The organism is Pseudomonas capsici (genome assembly GCF_017165765.1).
GTDB classification, from domain to species: Bacteria; Pseudomonadota; Gammaproteobacteria; order Pseudomonadales; family Pseudomonadaceae; genus Aquipseudomonas; species Aquipseudomonas capsici.
Window position 1 is genome coordinate 66,046 of record NZ_JAFGZD010000001.1, and the last position, 17,425, is coordinate 83,470.

The 17,425-nt window shown below is 60.0% G+C and carries 16 protein-coding genes and 1 riboswitch; of the genes, 2 read left to right on the forward strand and 14 right to left on the reverse strand.

What is annotated here, in order from left to right; all coding sequences use genetic code 11:
• Window positions 1–7 precede the first annotated feature (7 nt).
• From JSY17_RS00265 to JSY17_RS00280, 4 genes are all read right to left on the reverse strand, one after another.
• Entirely contained in the window at window positions 8–1,252 is a 1,245-nt protein-coding gene (locus JSY17_RS00265; RefSeq protein ID WP_117185810.1) for an OprD family porin, read from the reverse strand.
• Between the two features lie 92 nt (window positions 1,253–1,344).
• Window positions 1,345–2,649: a CitMHS family transporter gene (locus tag JSY17_RS00270; RefSeq protein ID WP_117164940.1), complete on the reverse strand. Its 1,305-nt coding sequence runs from the start codon at window positions 2,647–2,649 to the stop codon at window positions 1,345–1,347.
• A 113-nt stretch (window positions 2,650–2,762) separates the two neighbouring features.
• Window positions 2,763–4,073 (reverse strand): dicarboxylate/amino acid:cation symporter, encoded by a 1,311-nt coding sequence (locus JSY17_RS00275; protein WP_117183433.1) that lies wholly within the window; start codon window positions 4,071–4,073, stop codon window positions 2,763–2,765.
• A gap of 77 nt (window positions 4,074–4,150) precedes the next feature.
• Window positions 4,151–5,233, reverse strand: a complete 1,083-nt coding sequence (locus tag JSY17_RS00280) for a 4-oxalomesaconate tautomerase (protein WP_206400982.1) — start codon at window positions 5,231–5,233, stop codon at window positions 4,151–4,153.
• A gap of 171 nt (window positions 5,234–5,404) precedes the next feature.
• On the opposite strand from JSY17_RS00280, the gene JSY17_RS00285 reads away from it, so the two are divergent.
• Window positions 5,405–6,295 carry a LysR family transcriptional regulator gene (locus JSY17_RS00285; protein WP_025259696.1) on the forward strand — a complete coding sequence of 297 codons (891 nt, stop codon included), beginning with the start codon at window positions 5,405–5,407 and terminating at the stop codon, window positions 6,293–6,295.
• A 149-nt stretch (window positions 6,296–6,444) separates the two neighbouring features.
• Here the strand turns inward: JSY17_RS00285 and JSY17_RS00290 are convergent, their stop codons facing one another.
• The 4 genes from JSY17_RS00290 to JSY17_RS00305 form a co-directional block, all read right to left on the reverse strand.
• Entirely contained in the window at window positions 6,445–7,236 is a 792-nt protein-coding gene (locus JSY17_RS00290) for an ABC transporter ATP-binding protein (RefSeq protein WP_117183431.1), read from the reverse strand.
• The gene (locus JSY17_RS00295; protein WP_117183430.1) at window positions 7,233–8,255 is read right to left on the reverse strand and encodes a FecCD family ABC transporter permease; all 1,023 of its coding nucleotides are present in this window, start codon (window positions 8,253–8,255) and stop codon (window positions 7,233–7,235) included. Before JSY17_RS00295 ends, JSY17_RS00290 begins: the two co-directional genes overlap by 4 nt.
• Entirely contained in the window at window positions 8,252–9,265 is a 1,014-nt protein-coding gene (locus tag JSY17_RS00300) for an ABC transporter substrate-binding protein (protein ID WP_122370787.1), read from the reverse strand. Before JSY17_RS00300 ends, JSY17_RS00295 begins: the two co-directional genes overlap by 4 nt.
• A 133-nt stretch (window positions 9,266–9,398) precedes the next feature.
• A riboswitch (cobalamin riboswitch) is annotated at window positions 9,399–9,599 on the reverse strand.
• 20 nt (window positions 9,600–9,619) lie between these two features.
• On the reverse strand, window positions 9,620–10,336 hold the full coding sequence (locus JSY17_RS00305; RefSeq protein WP_117183428.1) for a FadR/GntR family transcriptional regulator: 717 nt from the start codon (window positions 10,334–10,336) through the stop codon (window positions 9,620–9,622).
• Window positions 10,337–10,446: 110 nt separating this feature from the next.
• Between JSY17_RS00305 and JSY17_RS00310 the strand changes: the two genes are divergently transcribed.
• Window positions 10,447–11,172 carry a FadR/GntR family transcriptional regulator gene (locus JSY17_RS00310; protein ID WP_117164933.1) on the forward strand — a complete coding sequence of 242 codons (726 nt, stop codon included), beginning with the start codon at window positions 10,447–10,449 and terminating at the stop codon, window positions 11,170–11,172.
• A gap of 127 nt (window positions 11,173–11,299) precedes the next feature.
• Here JSY17_RS00310 and JSY17_RS00315 read toward each other — a convergent pair whose 3' ends face one another.
• The 6 genes from JSY17_RS00315 to JSY17_RS00340 all read right to left on the reverse strand — a co-directional run bounded on the left by JSY17_RS00315 (window position 11,300) and on the right by JSY17_RS00340 (window position 17,386).
• Complete coding sequence (locus tag JSY17_RS00315; RefSeq protein WP_200998144.1) at window positions 11,300–12,022, reverse strand: oligogalacturonate-specific porin KdgM family protein; 723 nt, start codon at window positions 12,020–12,022, stop codon at window positions 11,300–11,302.
• Window positions 12,023–12,155: 133 nt separating this feature from the next.
• The gene (locus JSY17_RS00320) at window positions 12,156–12,920 is read right to left on the reverse strand and encodes an ABC transporter ATP-binding protein (RefSeq protein ID WP_117185691.1); all 765 of its coding nucleotides are present in this window, start codon (window positions 12,918–12,920) and stop codon (window positions 12,156–12,158) included.
• 10 nt (window positions 12,921–12,930) lie between these two features.
• A complete protein-coding gene (locus JSY17_RS00325; protein ID WP_117164930.1) occupies window positions 12,931–13,770 on the reverse strand; it encodes an ABC transporter ATP-binding protein in 840 nt (279 codons plus the stop codon).
• A 19-nt stretch (window positions 13,771–13,789) separates the two neighbouring features.
• Window positions 13,790–14,695 (reverse strand): ABC transporter permease, encoded by a 906-nt coding sequence (locus JSY17_RS00330; protein ID WP_206400984.1) that lies wholly within the window; start codon window positions 14,693–14,695, stop codon window positions 13,790–13,792.
• Entirely contained in the window at window positions 14,695–15,732 is a 1,038-nt protein-coding gene (locus JSY17_RS00335) for an ABC transporter permease (protein ID WP_117164928.1), read from the reverse strand. The genes JSY17_RS00330 and JSY17_RS00335 overlap by 1 nt, the downstream gene beginning before the upstream one ends.
• Window positions 15,733–15,763: 31 nt before the next feature.
• A complete protein-coding gene (locus tag JSY17_RS00340) occupies window positions 15,764–17,386 on the reverse strand; it encodes an ABC transporter substrate-binding protein (RefSeq protein ID WP_117184275.1) in 1,623 nt (540 codons plus the stop codon).
• Window positions 17,387–17,425: the final 39 nt, after the last annotated feature.

Genomic DNA, 17,425 nt, shown 5'->3' on the forward strand with positions numbered 1-17,425 from the left:
TCAGGTCTTACCAGAGTGCAATTTCATAGGTGAGATAGATCCGGTTACTGTCACGGCCCCGTGCGTAATCCGAACGATAGACATAGTTGCGCAGTTTCATGCCCAGACCTTTGAAGGTTCCGCTCTGCAGTACATAGGCCAGCTCGGCATCGCGCTCCCATTCGTGCAACCTCGCCGAGCCGGACTTGCCATTGTCGCCACTCAGGTACTTGGTCGAGAACGTCAGGCCCGGTATGCCGACACGTGAGAAGTCGTAGCCGTAACCGAGCATCCAGGTCTTTTCGTCCTCTTCGATGAATTTGCCGATCCCGACGTTGGTGAAGGAGTACACGGTTGCGCCGCTTATATAAGGCAGGCCCGCATCGCCGCTCAGGGTCTGGTAACCGCCACTGAAACTGTGTCCGGCCAGGGCATAGGTCAACTGGCCGCTGAGCATGTCGTTATCGATCTTGCCATCTCGCGCCGCGCCGGCATCCACACTGTGGAAATAGCGCAGATCGCTGGTCAGTACGCCTTTGCCAATCGGCAGGTCGTGCTGGATCGAAGCGAAGTTCTGGCGGTAGAAATCCTCAAGCTCGCCATAGAAGTAGCTGAGACGAATGTTCTTGCCGAGCTTGTAGTCTCCGCCGATATAAGAGAAGTCCGAGCCCTTGCCGGTAAAGCCGTCGGGAATGATCGAGCGGCTGTCCGAGGAGTCGCGCAGCTTGAATTGATCCAGATGCCCGCCGGTGAGGGTCAGGTTATCGATGTCGTTGCTGGTGAACTGGGTGCCCTGATAGGTCTGTGGCAACAGGCGCGCGTCGTTGTAAATCAGTACCGGAGTCCTGGGCAGTAAAGAGCCGTATTTGACCGTGGTCTTGGCCAGGCGCACTTTTGCGGCGGCACCCAGGCTGGAAAACTCATCCGCAGCACGGCCATCGCCGTGTACCGGCAGTAATCCTGTACCGCTGCGGCCCTTGCCAGAGTCGAGCTTGACGCCCAGCAGCCCGAGGGCATCGAGGCCAAAGCCCAGGGTTCCCTGGGTAAAACCGGATTGGTAGTCGAGCAGGAAACCTTGTGCCCATTCGGTGCGCTCGCTTTTGGCAGTAAGCGCGGCACGGGCGCTCAGACCATTCTCATCCCGGAAGTTTTCATTGAAATAGACATTGCGCAGTTGCAGCTTCAACTTGCTGTCTTCAATGAAGTCCGCTGCGCCGACACTGGCGCAGGGCAGGGCACCCAGTACGGAAAAAAGGGCTCCACGTTTAAACATACTCATGCTCGATACTCATTGTTGTTATTGAGAGTGCATTGATCTGCGGGTCCCTTTCAGGACCCGTGAGCAGTTGTGATTCAGGGCAGGGTTCAGACGAACAGCGTCAAGGCTCCGGTCAGCAAGGCCAGGGCGGTGATCACAAGGGAGGTCAGCACCGCCCATTTCAGGGTGGCCTTCTGGAATTCACCGATGTCTTTGTCGATCATGCCGACCAGCAAGAGGGTCGAGGCCACCAGCGGGCTCATCAGATGAACCGGCTGGCCCAGAATCGAAGCCCTGGCAATTTCCAGCGGGCTGATGCCATAGGCGGCTGCGGCATTGGCCAGGATGGGGACCACGCCGAAGTAATAAGCGTCGTTGGACAGTACGAAGGTCAACGGCATGCTGGTGATGGCGACCACCAGCGGGAACAGATGCCCCCATTGCGGTGGAATCCAGTTCACCAGGGTCTGTGCCAGGGCGTCGACCATCTTGGTGCCGGAAAATATTCCGGCGAACACCCCGGCGGCGAAAACCAGCAGAACTACGGTCATGGCATTGCCGGAGTGGGCCAGAATGCGCTCTTTCTGCACGTCCAGTTGCGGATAGTTGATCATCAGTGCGACGACGAAGCCGATCAGAAACAGCACGGCCGAATGCATCAGGCCTGTTACCAGCGCAATCATCACGGCGATGACCAGCGCCAGGTTGACGTAGGCCAGTCTGGGGCGCTTGTGCGGAGTATTGCCGAGGATTTCGTCGATGTAGCAGTGACCGCCGCCGCTTTGCAACTGAACGTTGCCAATGCGCTTGCGTTCGGCACGGCCCAGCAGAAACGCAGTGAATACCACCCAGGCAGCACCGCCGATCATGGTCGGCAGCAAGGGAATGAAGTACTCGCTGGCATCCAGGCCCAACGCTGCGATAGCACGGGTTGCAGGCCCGCCCCAAGGCGTCATGCCGCTCATGATGCTCAATGAAAGCATCGCGATGATGCCGAGGATCATCGGGTTCATGCCGATGCGTTTGTACAGAGGCAGCATGGCCGCGCAGGTAATCATGTAAGTGGTCGTGCCGTCGCCGTCGAGAGCGACCGTCAGCGACAAAAGCGAGGTGCCCACCGCGATCTTCATCGGATCGCCATTGACCCGTTTGAGGATCTTGCGGATCAGCGGATCGAACAGGCCCGCATCGATCATCAGGCCAAAGAACAGGATGGCGAACAGCAGCAGTGCTGCGGAGGGGGCGACCATTTTCAGGCCGTCGAGCATCATCTTGCCGGTGGTACCGCCAAAGCCGCCAATGATTGCGAAAACGATAGGAACGAGGGTCAGTGCGACAATCGGGGACAAGCGTTTGGACATGATCAGGTAGGTGAACACCACGACCATGGCCAGACCAAGGAAGGCAAGCATATGGATATTCTCTTGTTGTTATTTATGGGCAAGCGAAGGCAGCCGGGCTGGTCGGGCATCGCATGAACGATGCCTGACCTGCTCGAGTGAGTATCGGTTGGGGTATGTGTGTGTCAGATGCGCTCGGCAGCCTGCGGTGTGCTGTCCCATTGCGGGGCTTCAGGTGCAGCCGCTAGCGCTTTTCCGTCAAGCCGTTGCATGAGTACCTCGCGGTCGCATGCCTTTTCCGACAGGGAGATCACCACGGTCGCGACAGCGTTGCTGGCCAGGCTGGTCAATGCCCGGGCTTCGGACATGAAGCGATCGATACCGATCAGCAGTGCCAGGCCCGCCAGGGGAATGTCGTGGATGACCGTCAGGGTCGAGGCCAGGGCGACAAAGCCGCTGCCGGTCACGCCAGCTGCGCCCTTGGAGGACAGCAGCATGATTGCCAGCATGGTCAGAGTCTGCGTCATGCTCAGTTCGATGTTGCAGGCCTGGGCAATGAAGATGGCCGCCAGCGACAGGTAGATCGCCGTGCCGTCCAGGTTGAACGAGTACCCTGTTGGCAGGACCAGACCGACGACGCCTTTCTTGCAGCCCAGCGCCTGAAGCTTCTCCAGCATGCGCGGCATTACAGGTTCGGTCGAGGAGGTGCCGAGCACCACCAGGAACTCTTCGCGGAAGTAACGCAACAGTTTCCAGAGGCTGAAACCGTGGGCGCGGCAGATCCCGCCCAGCACCACGAATACGAAGAAGCCGCATGCGATGTACAGGGTCATGATGAGCTTGGCCAGCGAGCCCAGGGAGGTAATGCCGTACTGACCTACGGTAAAGGCCAGGGCACCAAAGGCACCGACCGGAGCGAAGCGCATCAGGTAGGAGAAGATCTTGAAGACCATGTGCGATGCCGATTCCAGCACATTGAGCACTGGCTTGCCGCGCTCGCCCAGGGACGACAGGGCGAACCCGGACAATACGGCGATGAACAGCACCGGCAAGACTTCACCCTTGTTGAACGCACCGATGAAAGTGTCCGGGATGATGTGCATGAAAAAGTCCACGACACCCAGTTTCGCGGCGGAGTCGGTGTACTGACTCAAGCCGGCAGTGCTCAGTTTCGCCGGGTCGATGTTCATGCCCACGCCTGGCTTGATCACATAGACCGCGATCAGGCCGATGAGCAGGCTGACCACCGTCAGGACGAGGAACAGCAGCATGGTCTTGCTCATCAGGCGCCCGAGAGAGCGCTTGTCGCTCATGCCGGCAATGCCGGTGACGATGGTGCAGAACACCACCGGAGCGATCATCATTTTGATCAGCTTGATGAAAGCATCGCCCAGCGGTTTGAGAGCGATGGCTTGTTGAGCCCAGAAATGACCGACCAGAACCCCAAGGATTACGGCGCAGATAATCTGAAAGTAGAGCGATTTAGCGATTTTCATGTTGCATCACCCATTATTGGAGTTGTTCTGATGCGGTACTCAGTGTCAGGCAGAGCAGTGTGCAGCGATAAAAAATGTCAGCCTGCCAGCCGTTGCGCGACAGGGGCGTAAACCTCACCCGAGAAAAGGCGACGTGCCGTTCTCACCACCGAAGCCCGGATGGTCTGTCCGTTTTCCCCGACGTAGGCCAGGGCGACCTGGATCGAACCGCTCGGATGCTCGATCCGGACCTCTTGCAGGCGCGGAGTCTGGGCGTTGCCCAGCAGTCGGGCAACCACGGTGTCTTCACTGACGCAGGCTGTAGCCAGGCCGATGGAGCCTGTAATCGCCAGGGCCTTATGACAGTTATGCGGCATGAAATAGCGAACCTTGAGGGTTCCGCCGGAATCGGGCCGCGAAACCAGTACGGGTTTGGGGATCACTTTTTCGCTGACATCGCCCAGGCCCATGGCCATTCCTGCCTGCAGGCGCAAGGCTTCGAGTTTGCGCAGAAAATCCTTGTCGGCATCGAGTTCGGCTGGTGTCTCATCGCCACGCTTGCCCAGCAGAGATGCTTCGACGATGGCCATGGGCATGGCCATGTCGATGCAGGTTACAGGCACGCCGTCGAAGACGTCGGTCTGTTTGCCGGTAGGGAACAGTTTGCCGGTCTTGCTACCGGCTGCGTCCAGGAAAGTCAGTTGCACAGGGGCTGCCGTACCCGGTACACCGTCAATGCTGGTCTGGCCTTCGTAGCTGACCTGGCCGCCTGGGGTACGGACATCGGCACAGACGAAAGTACCGGTGTTGAGGTTGCGGATCCGTACTTGCGTGACGTCGCCAGTCGCGTTGACCAGACCCTGTTCCACCGCGAACGGTCCGACGGCGCAGAGCATGTTGCCGCAGTTGGGAGCGGTATCGACACGGCGCTGGGAAACCATGACCTGCACGAACAGGTAATCCACATCGGCATCTTCATGGGGCGACGGGCTGACGATTGCCACTTTGCTGGTCTGCGGGCTGCCACCACCGATTCCGTCGATTTCCAGCTCATGGCCGGAGCCCATCAGGGCCAGAAGAAGTTCGTCGCGCTCAGCGGTAGAAGAGGGTAAGTCACTGGCGAGAAAAACCGGCCCTTTGGAAGTGCCGCCGCGCATCAGGACGCAGGGAATCGGGTGCATAATGTGTTGAACTCTTATTTTGATCAATTGAGATAATTGATGTCTTGGAAGCAAGAGTCCCATGTATTTTTAAGCGTATCCAATGCAAAGATCGTAGCTATTATTCCGATTCAAGCAATAATAATCCGCTGGTATTGAAAGCCCATCACAATCCACCAAAAGGAAAATAATGTGGAATATGAGCTGCAAGATATTCGATCGTTCGTGAAAATCGCTGAACTTGGCAGCTTTCATGAGGCAGCCGAAGTGCTGCATATTTCCCAGCCGGCACTCACCCGGCGAATCAAGAAGCTTGAGCAGGGTCTGGGCACATCATTGCTGGATCGCACCACTCGCCGCGTCAGCCTGACCAGTGTCGGCCGCGACTTCTTTCCCAAGGCACGACGACTCCTGGACGACTTCGAGGACTCGATTCTCAATATCCGGGAGTTGGCAGAGCGCCAGATCGGCCAGGTGACCCTTGCCTGTATTCCTACGGCGGCCTTCTACTTTCTGCCTTCGGTTATCCGCCTCTACAACGAACGCTATCCCAAGATCCGCATCCGCCTGCTGGACCTCAGTGCCAATGAAGGTCTGGAAGCGGTTTTGCGAGGCGAGGCGGATTTCGGTATCAACATGATGAGCGGGCAGCATCCTGACATCGAGTTTGTGCCTCTTGTCAAAGAGCCCTTTGTGCTCGCCTGTCGACGCGACCATGAGCTGGCAAAGCGTGAGTCGGTTGCCTGGATCGAACTCAGTGAATATCGCCTGATCGGTGTCGGTCGCCTGAGCGGCAACCGGATGATTCTCGACCATGCACTGGCCGGGCTGAGCTGGCGGCCAAAGTGGTTCTATGAAGTGCAGCACTTGTCGACGTCGCTGGGGATGGTCGAGGCCGGGCTTGGAATCTCTGCGATGCCCAGCCTGGCCATGCCAGCCGAAGGGCACCCCACGCTGGTCAGCGTGCCATTGGTGGACCCGGTGGTTGATCGGACCCTGGGGCTGGTTTCCCGACGTGGCGCTTCGCTTTCGCCGGCTGCCGAAAAGTTTGTGGCGATGCTGCTGGAGCAATGGCCTCAGTAGAGGGGCGCTCAGTCAAGTCATAAATCATTTTGTGGGAGGCAGCTTGCTGGCGACTTCACTTACAGACGCAGAATATCTATCGGCTTTGGGGTCTTTTCGCCAGCAAGCTGCCTCCCACAAGTTTGTCGTGCGTTAACGATCGGCATTACTCAGCAAGGCCGCAGACGCAGTATCCGTGCGCCATCGAACGGATCGGTCAGCCAGTGGGCCCTTACGCCGAAAGTGGCTTGCAAGCGTTCGGGCGTCAGTACGTCCACAGGCTTGCCCAGCGCAACCATGCTGCCGTTTTCCATCACTGCCACGCGATCACAGTCCAGTGCCTGATTGAGGTCGTGCAGGGCGATAACGGTGGTGACCGGCAGGGACTTGATCAGCCGCGGGATCGACAACTGATGCTGGATATCCAGGTGGTTGGTCGGCTCGTCCAGCAAAAGGATCTGCGGGCGTTGTGCCAGCGCCCGGGCGATATGGGTGCACTGGCGTTCGCCACCGGACAGGGTATGCCAGGCGCGCTTGATCAGATGCAGCATTCCGACATCCTGCAAGGCCTGACGGACGATGGTGTCATCGGCATCGCTCCAGGGTTCCAGAGCCGACAGCCAGGGCGTGCGACCCAGTTCGACAGCGTCCAGCACGGTAATGGCGTCGCTGGTTTCGGCCTGTTGCTCGACCACCGCCAGCAGTCGAGCGATATCCCGGCGCTTCATGCTGGCGAGTGCCTGCCCATTGAGCCTTACCTCACCGCTGGAGGGTGTCTGAATGCCTGACAGCAGCTTGAGCAGTGTGGATTTTCCCGAGCCGTTGGGGCCGACAATACCCAGGGTTTCTCCGGGCGCAATGCTCAGGTTCACATCCTTGAGCAGGACCTTGTCCTTGAGCGAATAGCCAAGGCCCGAACAAGCGAGTGCCGGTGCGTCGACGATGGGCGAAAAGGCGTTCATCGTGTGGTTTTTCCCCGGATAAGGATCAGCGCGAAGACAGGCGCGCCGATCAGCGCGGTAATGACACCGATCGGCAAGACCTGGCCCTTGATCAGGGTGCGGGACAGGATATCGGCGGCAATCAGGAACAGCGCGCCGCACAGGGCGCTGAGCGGGACCAGCCGGGCATGGCGTACCCCGGCGACCATGCGCACGGCATGGGGGATCACCAGACCGACAAAACCGATGGAGCCGACGATGGACACCATCACCGCCGTGACCAGCGCCGCCGATGCGATCAACACGATTTGCACGCGCCGCACCGGGATGCCGAGAGATGCTGCCGAATCGCTGCCGAAGGTAAAGGCATCCAGTGCCCGGCGATGCCACAGGCAGACCAGCAAGCCAACCAGCACCACCGGCACCGCCAGCCATACCGAATGCCAGCGCACGCCGCTGAGGTTGCCCAGCAGCCAGAACATGATGCCCCGTGCCTGTTCGGCGCTGGCGGATTTGGTGATGAGAAACGACGTCAGGGCATTGAAAAGCTGCGAGCCGGCGATTCCGGCCAGAATGATATGCGCGGCTGCGGTCGGGCCGTGAGAGGAGCGGGCGAGCAGGGCAACCATCGAAAAGGCCGCCACGGCGCCCACGAAAGCACCCGCCGACATGGAAATGGCTCCGGCGCCCAGGCCCAGAATGGCCACCAGCACCGCGCCCGTCGAAGCGCCGGCCGAGATGCCCAGCAGGTAGGGATCGGCCAGCGGGTTGCGTAGCAGCGACTGCAGCACGACCCCGGAAATCGCCAGCCCCGCGCCACAGGCCGCGGCTACGATGGCGCGCGTCAGTCGATAGTTCCAGACGATGCCTTCATCGATGGGGTCGAGCACATACCCGGCTGCCCACAGTTTGTTCGCCAGCACCTGGAAGACCACTGGCAGGCTGATGCTGGTTTCGCCGATGGCCGCGCCTGCCACAATGGCCAGCAGCAAGACTGCTGTAACCCAGAGCATGTGGCCGAGTGCAGTGGTCAGTTTCATTGGGCGGCGTTGTAGCGATTGGCGGCTTCGGCCAGTTCTTCGATGCCGGTAAACAACCGGATGCTGGCCTGCATGGCATCGGCATCGATGATCACGATTCGGTCATGCTTGACCGCGTCCATGTTGCGGGTCACCGGGTCGGACTTGAGGAATTCGAGTTTCCTGCGGTAGTCGTCGGCCGGAAAGCGGCGGCGATCCATGCGTGCAATCACCAGAATGTCCGGATTGGCCTTGGCGATGGTTTCCCAGCCCACGGTCGGCCATTCTTCATCGGATTCGACGATATTGCGCATGCCCAGGTTATTGAGCATGAAGTCCGGGATGCCCTTGCGGCCTGCAACGTAAGGGTCGATATCGATATCTGCACTGGAGAACCAGAACACCGCGGAGACATCCCGTTCCTTGTTCTGCTTGACGTTCTCGACCGCATGGGCCAGGCGATTGCGCAATTCTGCAACCAGTTGCTGGCCGCGATCCTGCACGTCGAATATCTGGGCGAGCTGTTCGATGCTTTTGTAGATGGTGTCGATGCGGAAGGGCTCCAGACGTGTTCCGTCTGCTCCTACCAGATTGTCCTTGCCTTCGCAGTCGGACGGCATGATGTAGGTCGGAATCTTCAGGTCATGAAACTGCTGGCGGGTGCCGACCACGCCCTGGGCACCCACCATCCATTCAAGCTGAACGGCCACCAGTTCCGGACGCTTGCCGATGACCGCCTCGAAGCTCGGATCGTTGTCCGCCAGACGCTCGACCTTGTCGTTCTGCGCCTTGAAACGTGGCAGCACATCGTTGAACCACAGCGAAGTGCCTGCCAGTCTGTCGCCCAGGCCCAGTTCATAAAGCATTTCGGTGCCTGACTGACCGATTGTCACAGCCCTGGCAGGCGCATGCTCGAAAGTCAGTTTCAGACCGCAGTTTTCGAGGGTGAGCGGGTACTGCGTGGGAGCGGCGAAGGCCGGGACGGACAGGCTCAATACGGCGATGAGTGCGCCAAGGCGAGGCAGTGACATGTAATGCGATCTCCGTTTCGTACGTGCAAGGCGCAATGTACAGACAGGAAACACATCCTCTGGCACTGCTCTGAAGGCAGGGCAAGGCAGCCCTGAACCGGCGCGCGGATGTCCTTCCCGGACACCCCGCCGGTCAGTTAACGTGCAGGTCGGCAGGTCTCCTGACTGGCATGTCATGGCCTTGACTCCCGCCTTCCCGGAAAAATGACCAGTGGCTGTGATGGAGCCGGCTCGATGCCTACAGTTGCGGGGGCAGTTTCGTTTGAGTCGCGCAGTGCGAGGCTCTCGAATTCCCTGTTAGTTCCTCTCGGAAACCGACGGGGCGCGATGGTAAACGATAAGCCTTCTTAGTGGCTAATCCTTTGCGCGAAAGCGCTGCAGGCAGTTGATCAGGTGCAGGCGCATTGCCGCCCTGGCCGCGTCGCGATCCTGATGGGCAATGGCCGAATAGATCTGTTCCTGTTCGCGCTGCTGGATCTGCGGGTCATCCATGAGCTGAAGCGACGATACATTGCCGAAGCCGACCCGTGCGCGAGGCAGAATGCTGTTGCCCAGCTGGGTCATGACATCGGTAAAGAAACTGTTGGCGGTGCATTGCACGATGCAGCGATGAAACTCGAAGTCGGCCTGGGTCGTATCGGTTTCGTTCTGGTCGCAGCGATGCAGCTCGTCCAGCGCCTTGCGGATGGCTTCCAGTTGCTCCGGTGTACGCCGTTGTGCAGCGAGGGCGGCGGATTCCGGTTCCAGGCTCAGGCGCAGTTCGATGATTGCCGCCGCATCGGGAGGACTGCCGGATATGGCTTCCGGGACCTGGAAGTCCCGCGGGCGCGAAGCATCGACCACGAAGGTGCCGATGCCATGGCGGGTTTCCACCAGCCCCTCGGCCTGCAGACGCGACATCGCTTCGCGAACCACGGTGCGGCTGACACCGGTTTCCCGGATGATGACCTGTTCGGTGGGCAGCTTTTCACCGCTCTTGATCTCGCCTTCGCGGATCTTGCGCGAGAACTCGGCGACCAGTTGCTGGGTCAGGCTGGAGCGGCGGCCTGTAGGGGGGGAAGGGTGTTCCATGGGCGGGCTGATCGGGTCCGTGTCGGGTTGCTGAGTATAACCGTAGTCATGGTGTGTTTTGTGTCGTGATCGCAGCCTATACTGCGGCATTCGATCGAATTGAGGCTGCAATGTCGGACAACGTCGTTTCCTCGCAGAAAAACCATCGCCGCCTGGCTGAAACCCTGGTTGACCGCTTCGCCCAGCGCATGCGCGATGGTCTGCTGCAGCGTGGCGAGAAGCTGCCTTCGGAGATCCATATCATGGAAGCCGAAGGGGTAAGCCGAACGGTGGTGCGCGATGCGCTGTCGCGTCTGCAGGCTGCAGGGCTGGTGGAGACGCGCCATGGGGTAGGAACCTTTGTGCTGGACATGCCGCCGCCTGAAGGTTTTTCGGTCGGGCCGGCGACCATCGCGACCCTGTCCGACGTGCTCAATCTGCTGGAGTTTCGCATCAGCCTTGAAGTCGAAGCGGCCGGGCTGGCTGCGCAGCGGCGCAGTCCCGAAGCCTTGCTGGAACTCAAGCGGGCCTTCGATGCGCTGCTCGAAGGGCCGGAAAAGTCTGGAACCACCATCAATGCCGATTTCCAGTTCCACCTCAAGATCGCCAAGGCTTCGGGCAATGCCTATCTGATCGACATCATGAAACACCTGGGTACCAAGCTGATCCCGCGTACCCGAATGAATTCCGCCTACACCGGACAAAGCGACCGCAGCGCCTACCTGGCCGGGATCAATGCCGAGCACCGCCAGATCTACAACGCGATAGCCGAAGGCAATGTGGACGCAGCCCGTTCGGCCATGTACCTGCACCTCAACGGCAGCCGCATCCGGTTGCGGCGTACTCATAGCGAGTAGTCGGGTTCACAAACCGTAGGAGGGGCCTTGGCCGCGACGACATGCTTGCAGGCAACATATTTCATTGCCTGCAAACAAGCTGTCGCGGCCAAGGCCTTTCCCACAGAAAGCTTCCTGCATCAATGAATTACTGGAAGTTGTACTGAATCCCCACCCGCAATCTCAACTGACGCTTGTCATCCTCGGAGTCGACCTTGATATCGCCGATCTCGAAGAACGGCACCCATTGCTTGCTCCAGCGATACTTGAAGGCCGCATTCTGTTCGTAATCGCTGGTGCCGTTGTCGTAGCGGATATAGTCGGCATCGAAATAGGTGAGCTGGTACTCGTAGGTCCATGGCCCTTTGGTCGAGTAGTTGACCCAGATGTCATAGCGATTGATCGACTGGTTATCCATCGCGTTGTCAGGCATGGATTCGTTGATCTTGTCCCGGTCCAGCTTGATCGAGTCATAGCGATAGCGACCGGAAATGCTCAGCGCATCGGTGACTTTGTAACCCACCTTGATCCCGGTCTTGTACGACGTGGACTTCTCGATGCTTTCCAGGGCCAGGGAAGGCGTCACGGTCCAGCGATCATTGAGCTTGTGCTGATAGCTGATCGTCAGCTCATGGCCGTTGCCGACAGTATTGTCGAAGGCCACATCCTGACGGTCGCCTGCGGTCTTGTACTTCAGCTCGCCTTCAAAACCCCAGCCGCTGTCCAGGCGTGTGCCGAACTTGACCCGGTCGGAGTGCATGCGGGTGCTTTCCGCGTATTGATGTCGATAGTTGATATAGCCGCTGTCGGCATAGCTCCAGGCAGATGGCAACAGGGCGGACAGGGAGAGCAGAGCGATTGATTTTTTCATTTTTTTATTCTTGTTTGATTGAAGTTCTGGGTGTGTTGGAGCAAATCGCGGGCAGCCGAATCCCGTAGCCGTAATGGCCTGGGGTCACGCTGTCAGCGGGGTTCGGTTTTTCAGGTCGTCAGGCGACGACCGCTCAGCCGGTGAGGCGCACGTCCATGTCGCGGCTGGCCTGGATCAATAATCGGGAGTACTCGTGCTGTGCCTGGTTGTGGACCAGTTGGCTGCTGTCGAGGGTTTCCAGAATCTGCCCCTGCTGCATGACCGCCACCCGGTCGCACAGGTGCGCGACCACTCCCAGGTCGTGGGTCACCATCAGGTAGGTGAGTCCTTGTTGTCGGCGCAGGTCGGCCAGTAGATTGAGGATCTCGGCCTGTACCGAAACATCCAGGGCCGAGGTGGGCTCATCCAGCAGCAGGACGCGGGGTTCAAGGATCAATGCCCGGGCGATGGCGACACGCTGGCGCTGGCCGCCCGACAATTGATGCGGATACCGAAAGCGGAAGCTTTCATTGAGGCCCACCCGTGACAGCACTTCGCAGACGCGCCGGTCGCGCTCGCCGATGCGATGGATGCTCAACGGCTCCTTGAGCGCTGCATCGATGGTGTGACGCGGATGCAGCGAGGCATAGGGGTCCTGAAAGACCATTTGCACGGTGCGGTAATGGCGGGCATCCAGATGCCGGCCAACTATTTGCCCGGCCACGCTCAGCCTGCCGTTCCAGTGTTGATACTGTCCGGCCAGGCAGCGCAGTACCGTGGTCTTGCCCGAGCCGGACTCGCCCACCAGTCCGAACGACTGGCCTTCGGTGACTTGCAGGTTCACGTCGCGCAGAACCTGATTCAACCCCGGGCCGGTACCAAAGCTCAGGTTCAGTGAATCGACTTCGATCATTGCCATGGGAACATTCTCAGTGAGTGAGCCAAAGGGGATCGCGTTGCAGGACCGGCAGGCTGGCGCGTGGTCGATCCAGACTGGGCAGGGCGGCGAGCAGGCCCTGGGTGTACGGATGCCGGGCCTGGTCCAGCTCGCTGGCATTCAGTGATTCCACAACCCGTCCGGCGTACATCACCAGCACCCGGTCACAGAAGTGCCGCACCAGATTCAGGTCGTGGCTGATGAAGATCAGCCCCAGGTCGCGCTCGCTGACCAGTTCTTCCAGTACGTTGAGCACCTGACGACGCACCGAGACATCCAGTGCCGAAGTGGGTTCGTCGGCGATGATCACTTGCGGATCGGTAATCACCATCATGGCAATCATGATCCGCTGGCCCATGCCGCCGGAAACCTCGTGGGGGTAGAGATCGTAGACCCGTGCCGGGTCGCGGATATGTACCTTGGCCAGCATGTCCAGGGTGCGTTCACGGGCTTCGCGTGACGACACCTTGTGATGGGCCAGATAGGCTTCGGCAATCTGCTCGCCGACCTTGATCACCGGGTTCAGCGAGTATTTGGGGTCCTGCATGATCATCGACATGCGCCGACCGCGAATGCCCTGGATCTGTTTCTCGCTGCAACCGAGCAGGTCGATATCGCCAAAGCGCAGGGTTTTGGCGGTGATGCGGGCGCTCGACGGGTGCAGGCGCAACAGGCTGCGACCGACCGTGGATTTGCCCGAACCGGACTCTCCCACGATGGCCAGTTTTTCCCGGCCCAGATTGAACGAAACATCGCGTACCGCCGCCGTTGTCTTGCCAGCATTGGTGAATTCGACGCGCAAGTCTTCTACCGCAAGCTTTATCTGAGACATGGCTTTTACCTTGTTTTTGTTATTTGCTGCGTGGGTCCAGAACATCGCGCAGGCCATCGCCGAGCAGGTTGAACGCGAGGCTGACCAGCATGATCGTCGCGCCGGGTGCTGCTACCAGCCACCAGCTTTCCAGCATGTAGCGTCGACCACTGGAAATCATCGCGCCCCATTCCGGCAGTGGTGCCTGAGCGCCCAGTCCGAGGAAGCCCAGTGCGGCTGCGGTGAGGATGATGCTGGCCATGTTCATGGTCAGGCGGATGATCACCGAGGACAGGCACATTGGAATGATGTGGCGACCGATGATGCGCACTGCCGAAGCACCTTGTAGCTTGACCGCCACCACGAAGTCGGCGTTGCGCAGCGACAGGGTTTCAGCCCGCGCCAGCCGTGCAATGGGCGGCCATGCGGTCAGGGCGATGGCAATCACCGCATGTTCCAGGCCCGGGCCGAGGGCGGCGATGAACGCCAGTGCCAGAACCAGGCTGGGGAAGGAAATGAAGATGTCGGTGATGCGCATGAACAGGCTGTCGACCCAGCCACCGAAATACCCGGACACCGTGCCGATCAGCAGGCCGATCGGGCCGACGATCACGGTCACCAGCATCACGATGTACAGGGTGATGCGCGAGCCGTAGACCAGACGGCTGAAGACGTCCCGGCCATATTCGTCGGTGCCGAACCAGTTCTCCGCACCCGGCGTGCGCAGGGCAGCCGACAGGTTCTGGGTGAGTGGATCGTGAGTGGCGATCCATGGTGCGAGAAGGGCTACCACCATCAGGGTGCCGATCACGATCAGGCCGGCCAGGGTCATCGGGTTGCGCAACAGGAAGCGCAACAGGCGTGAGCAGCTGGCAGTAAAGGCCGCGAAGCTTGAAGCCGGTACCTGGGTCATGGGCTTGATGCCGCTTGCAATGGACGTATTCATCAGCGGGTTCTCGGATCGAAGACTTTATAGAGGGCATCGCTGATCTGGTTCAGAACCACGAAGATCAGGCCGATCAGCAGCACGCAGGCCATTACGGCATTCATGTCGCCCAGCAACAGGCTGCTGGTCAGATACTGGCCGAAGCCCGGCCAGGCAAAGACCGTCTCGATCAGTACCGCGCCTTCAAGCAGGCCGCCGTAGGCCAGGGCGACGATGGTCAGCAACTGCACGCGGATATTGCGGAAGGCATGGCCCCAGACAATGCGTCGCTGCGACAGGCCCTTGACCCGTGCGGTGATGATGTATTCCTGCGACAACTGCTCAAGCATGAAGCTGCGGGTCATGCGGCTGATATAGGCCACCGAGTTGAAACTCAGGATCACAGCCGGCAGCAGGATATGACGCAGCGCGCTGCGAAAGGCCTCCCAGTCGCCGGACAGGGCCGTATCGATCAGCAGCAGCCCGGAGCGGGTTTCGATCAGGCCGTCATAGGCCAGGCCGATACGACCGACGCCGCCGGCCCAGCCCAGCCAGGCGTAGAACACCAGGAAAGCCATCATGCCCAGCCAGAAGATCGGCGTGGAGTAACCGAACAGGGTGATGACGCGGGCAATATGGTCGCCGGTGCGACCCTGGTGGGTCGCGGCATACACGCCCAGGGGCAGGCCGATCAGCACGCCGAACAGGATCGCCAGGGTCGCCAGTTCCAGAGTGGCCGGGAACACCCGGGCAATGTCTTCGATGACCGGATGGCCAGTGAGCAAGGCCTTGCCCAGATCGCCGTGCAGCAGGTCTTTGAGGTACAGGCCGAACTGGGTCCAGAGCGGCTTGTCCAGGCCCAGTTCCTGATAGGCCTGGGCGTAGGCGGCCGCATCGGCGTCGGGGCCGACGATGGCCAGTACCGGGTCAAGGGGCATGACCCGACCGATGAAGAAAGTGAGCAACAGCAGTCCGAACAGGGTCGCCGCCACTGATCCGCTGCGCCGGGTGCCGTTGGCGACCCGACTGCTCAAAAGTGAAAATGATGCACTCGACATAATGATTCCTGCCTTCGTTGAACCCATGAGGTCAGCGTTGCTTGTAGACATCCCGCAGGCGCGTGGTGGCTGCGCTGTGGCCCAGGTATTGGCGGACATCGGCGTGGATCACCACTTCGTCGGTCATTTGCGAGACCGGCATGATGGGCCCTGCCTTCTGGTCGTAGAGCGTCTGGATGCGCTGGTAGAGGCTCAGTTGTCTGGCGGCGTCGCGCTCCTGCTCGGCCTGCTCGATCATCTGGTTGATCTCGGCGTTGTAGAACGAGGTGCGCCAGCCCTGAAAGTTGCTCAGCTTGGCCTGCTCGCGGTTGTCCGGGTTGTAGACCAGAGCCCGCAGGCTGGAGTGAGGATGGCGTTCGGCGCCACCGCCCCCGCGACCGACCAGAATGTCGAAGCGACGGTCACGCATGGCACCGTAGATCTGGTTGCCGGTGCCGGTAATGATCGTGGCCTGGATGCCGGCCTGGGCCAGTGTGGATTGCAGGCTGGTGGAGATATTGATGAACGGCGAGTCGGTCAGCGAGCGAATGCTGATCTTGAAGCCGTCGGGATACCCGGCCTCGGCCAGCAGGCGTTTGGCCTGAGCGACGTTGAGCGTGTAGCCCGGATCGTCCAGTCGTGCCGCCAGACCCAGTTGCAGCGGGCGCTGATTGATCAGGCCGTAGTGGGGCATCACCACATTATTGATGCCTTGATAATCGATCAGCGAACGAATGGCCTGACGTACCCGGATATCCTGAAACAGTGGCTGCTCCATGCTCAGGGCCACGTAATACAGCGTGCCCCGGGGGATGGTCTGTACGCTGACTTCTTCGGAACGGGTCAGGGCCTTGATATCGGTGGCAGCCATGCCGCGTGCCACATCCAGATCGCCGCGCTCGACCATCAGGCGCAAGGCCTGTGACTCGGTCATGTTGCGCATGATCACCCGACGCATCTTGGCCGGCCCGCGCCAGTATTGATCGAAACGGGTCATGAGAATGACGTCGTTGGCTCGCCAGATATCCAGCTTGAAAGCCCCGGAACCGGCCGTGTGCGTGGTGAGCCAGGCCGCGCCCTGATCGTCGCCCTGAGCATGCTGCATGGCTGTGACGCGGTCGATGACAAAGGCGCTTGGCGAAGTCGCCAGAGTGTTGAGCACCAGCAGCGGGTCGGTGGCCTTGGGCAGATCGAGAACGAAGGTCGACGGCCCTTCGGCGCGCATCAACTGGCTGACGTTCTGCGCCGTATAACCGTAGGCTTTCCAGGTCGAGGCGAGGGCTCTATTGAGGGTGACCACGCGCTGCAGGGACCAGGCGACATCCTGTGCGGTGAGCGGGTTGCCGGAGTGAAAGGTCACGCCGGAACGCAGGTGAAAGGTAATGCGCATGCGGTCCGGGCTGATTTCCCAGCGCTCGGCCAGTGCCGGGATCAACTGGTCCGGGCGTGCGGCGTCCTGTTCCAGCAGCATGTCGTAGACATTGGAGTTGACCTCCGATACCTCAAGACCGGTTGCGCCAGCGGGGTCCAGTGACAGGAGATTGATCATGCTCATGCCGATCACCAGTTGATCGACAGGTGTTTCGCCCCGTGCGGTGGCAGGCGGGGTGTGCAGAAATGTCGCCGTCAGGGCGAGGCATAGCAGCCAGGGCAGGCGCTTGGGCCAGAGTTTCATGGGGGCGGTCCTTTTTTATATTTATAAAGACACTTTGAC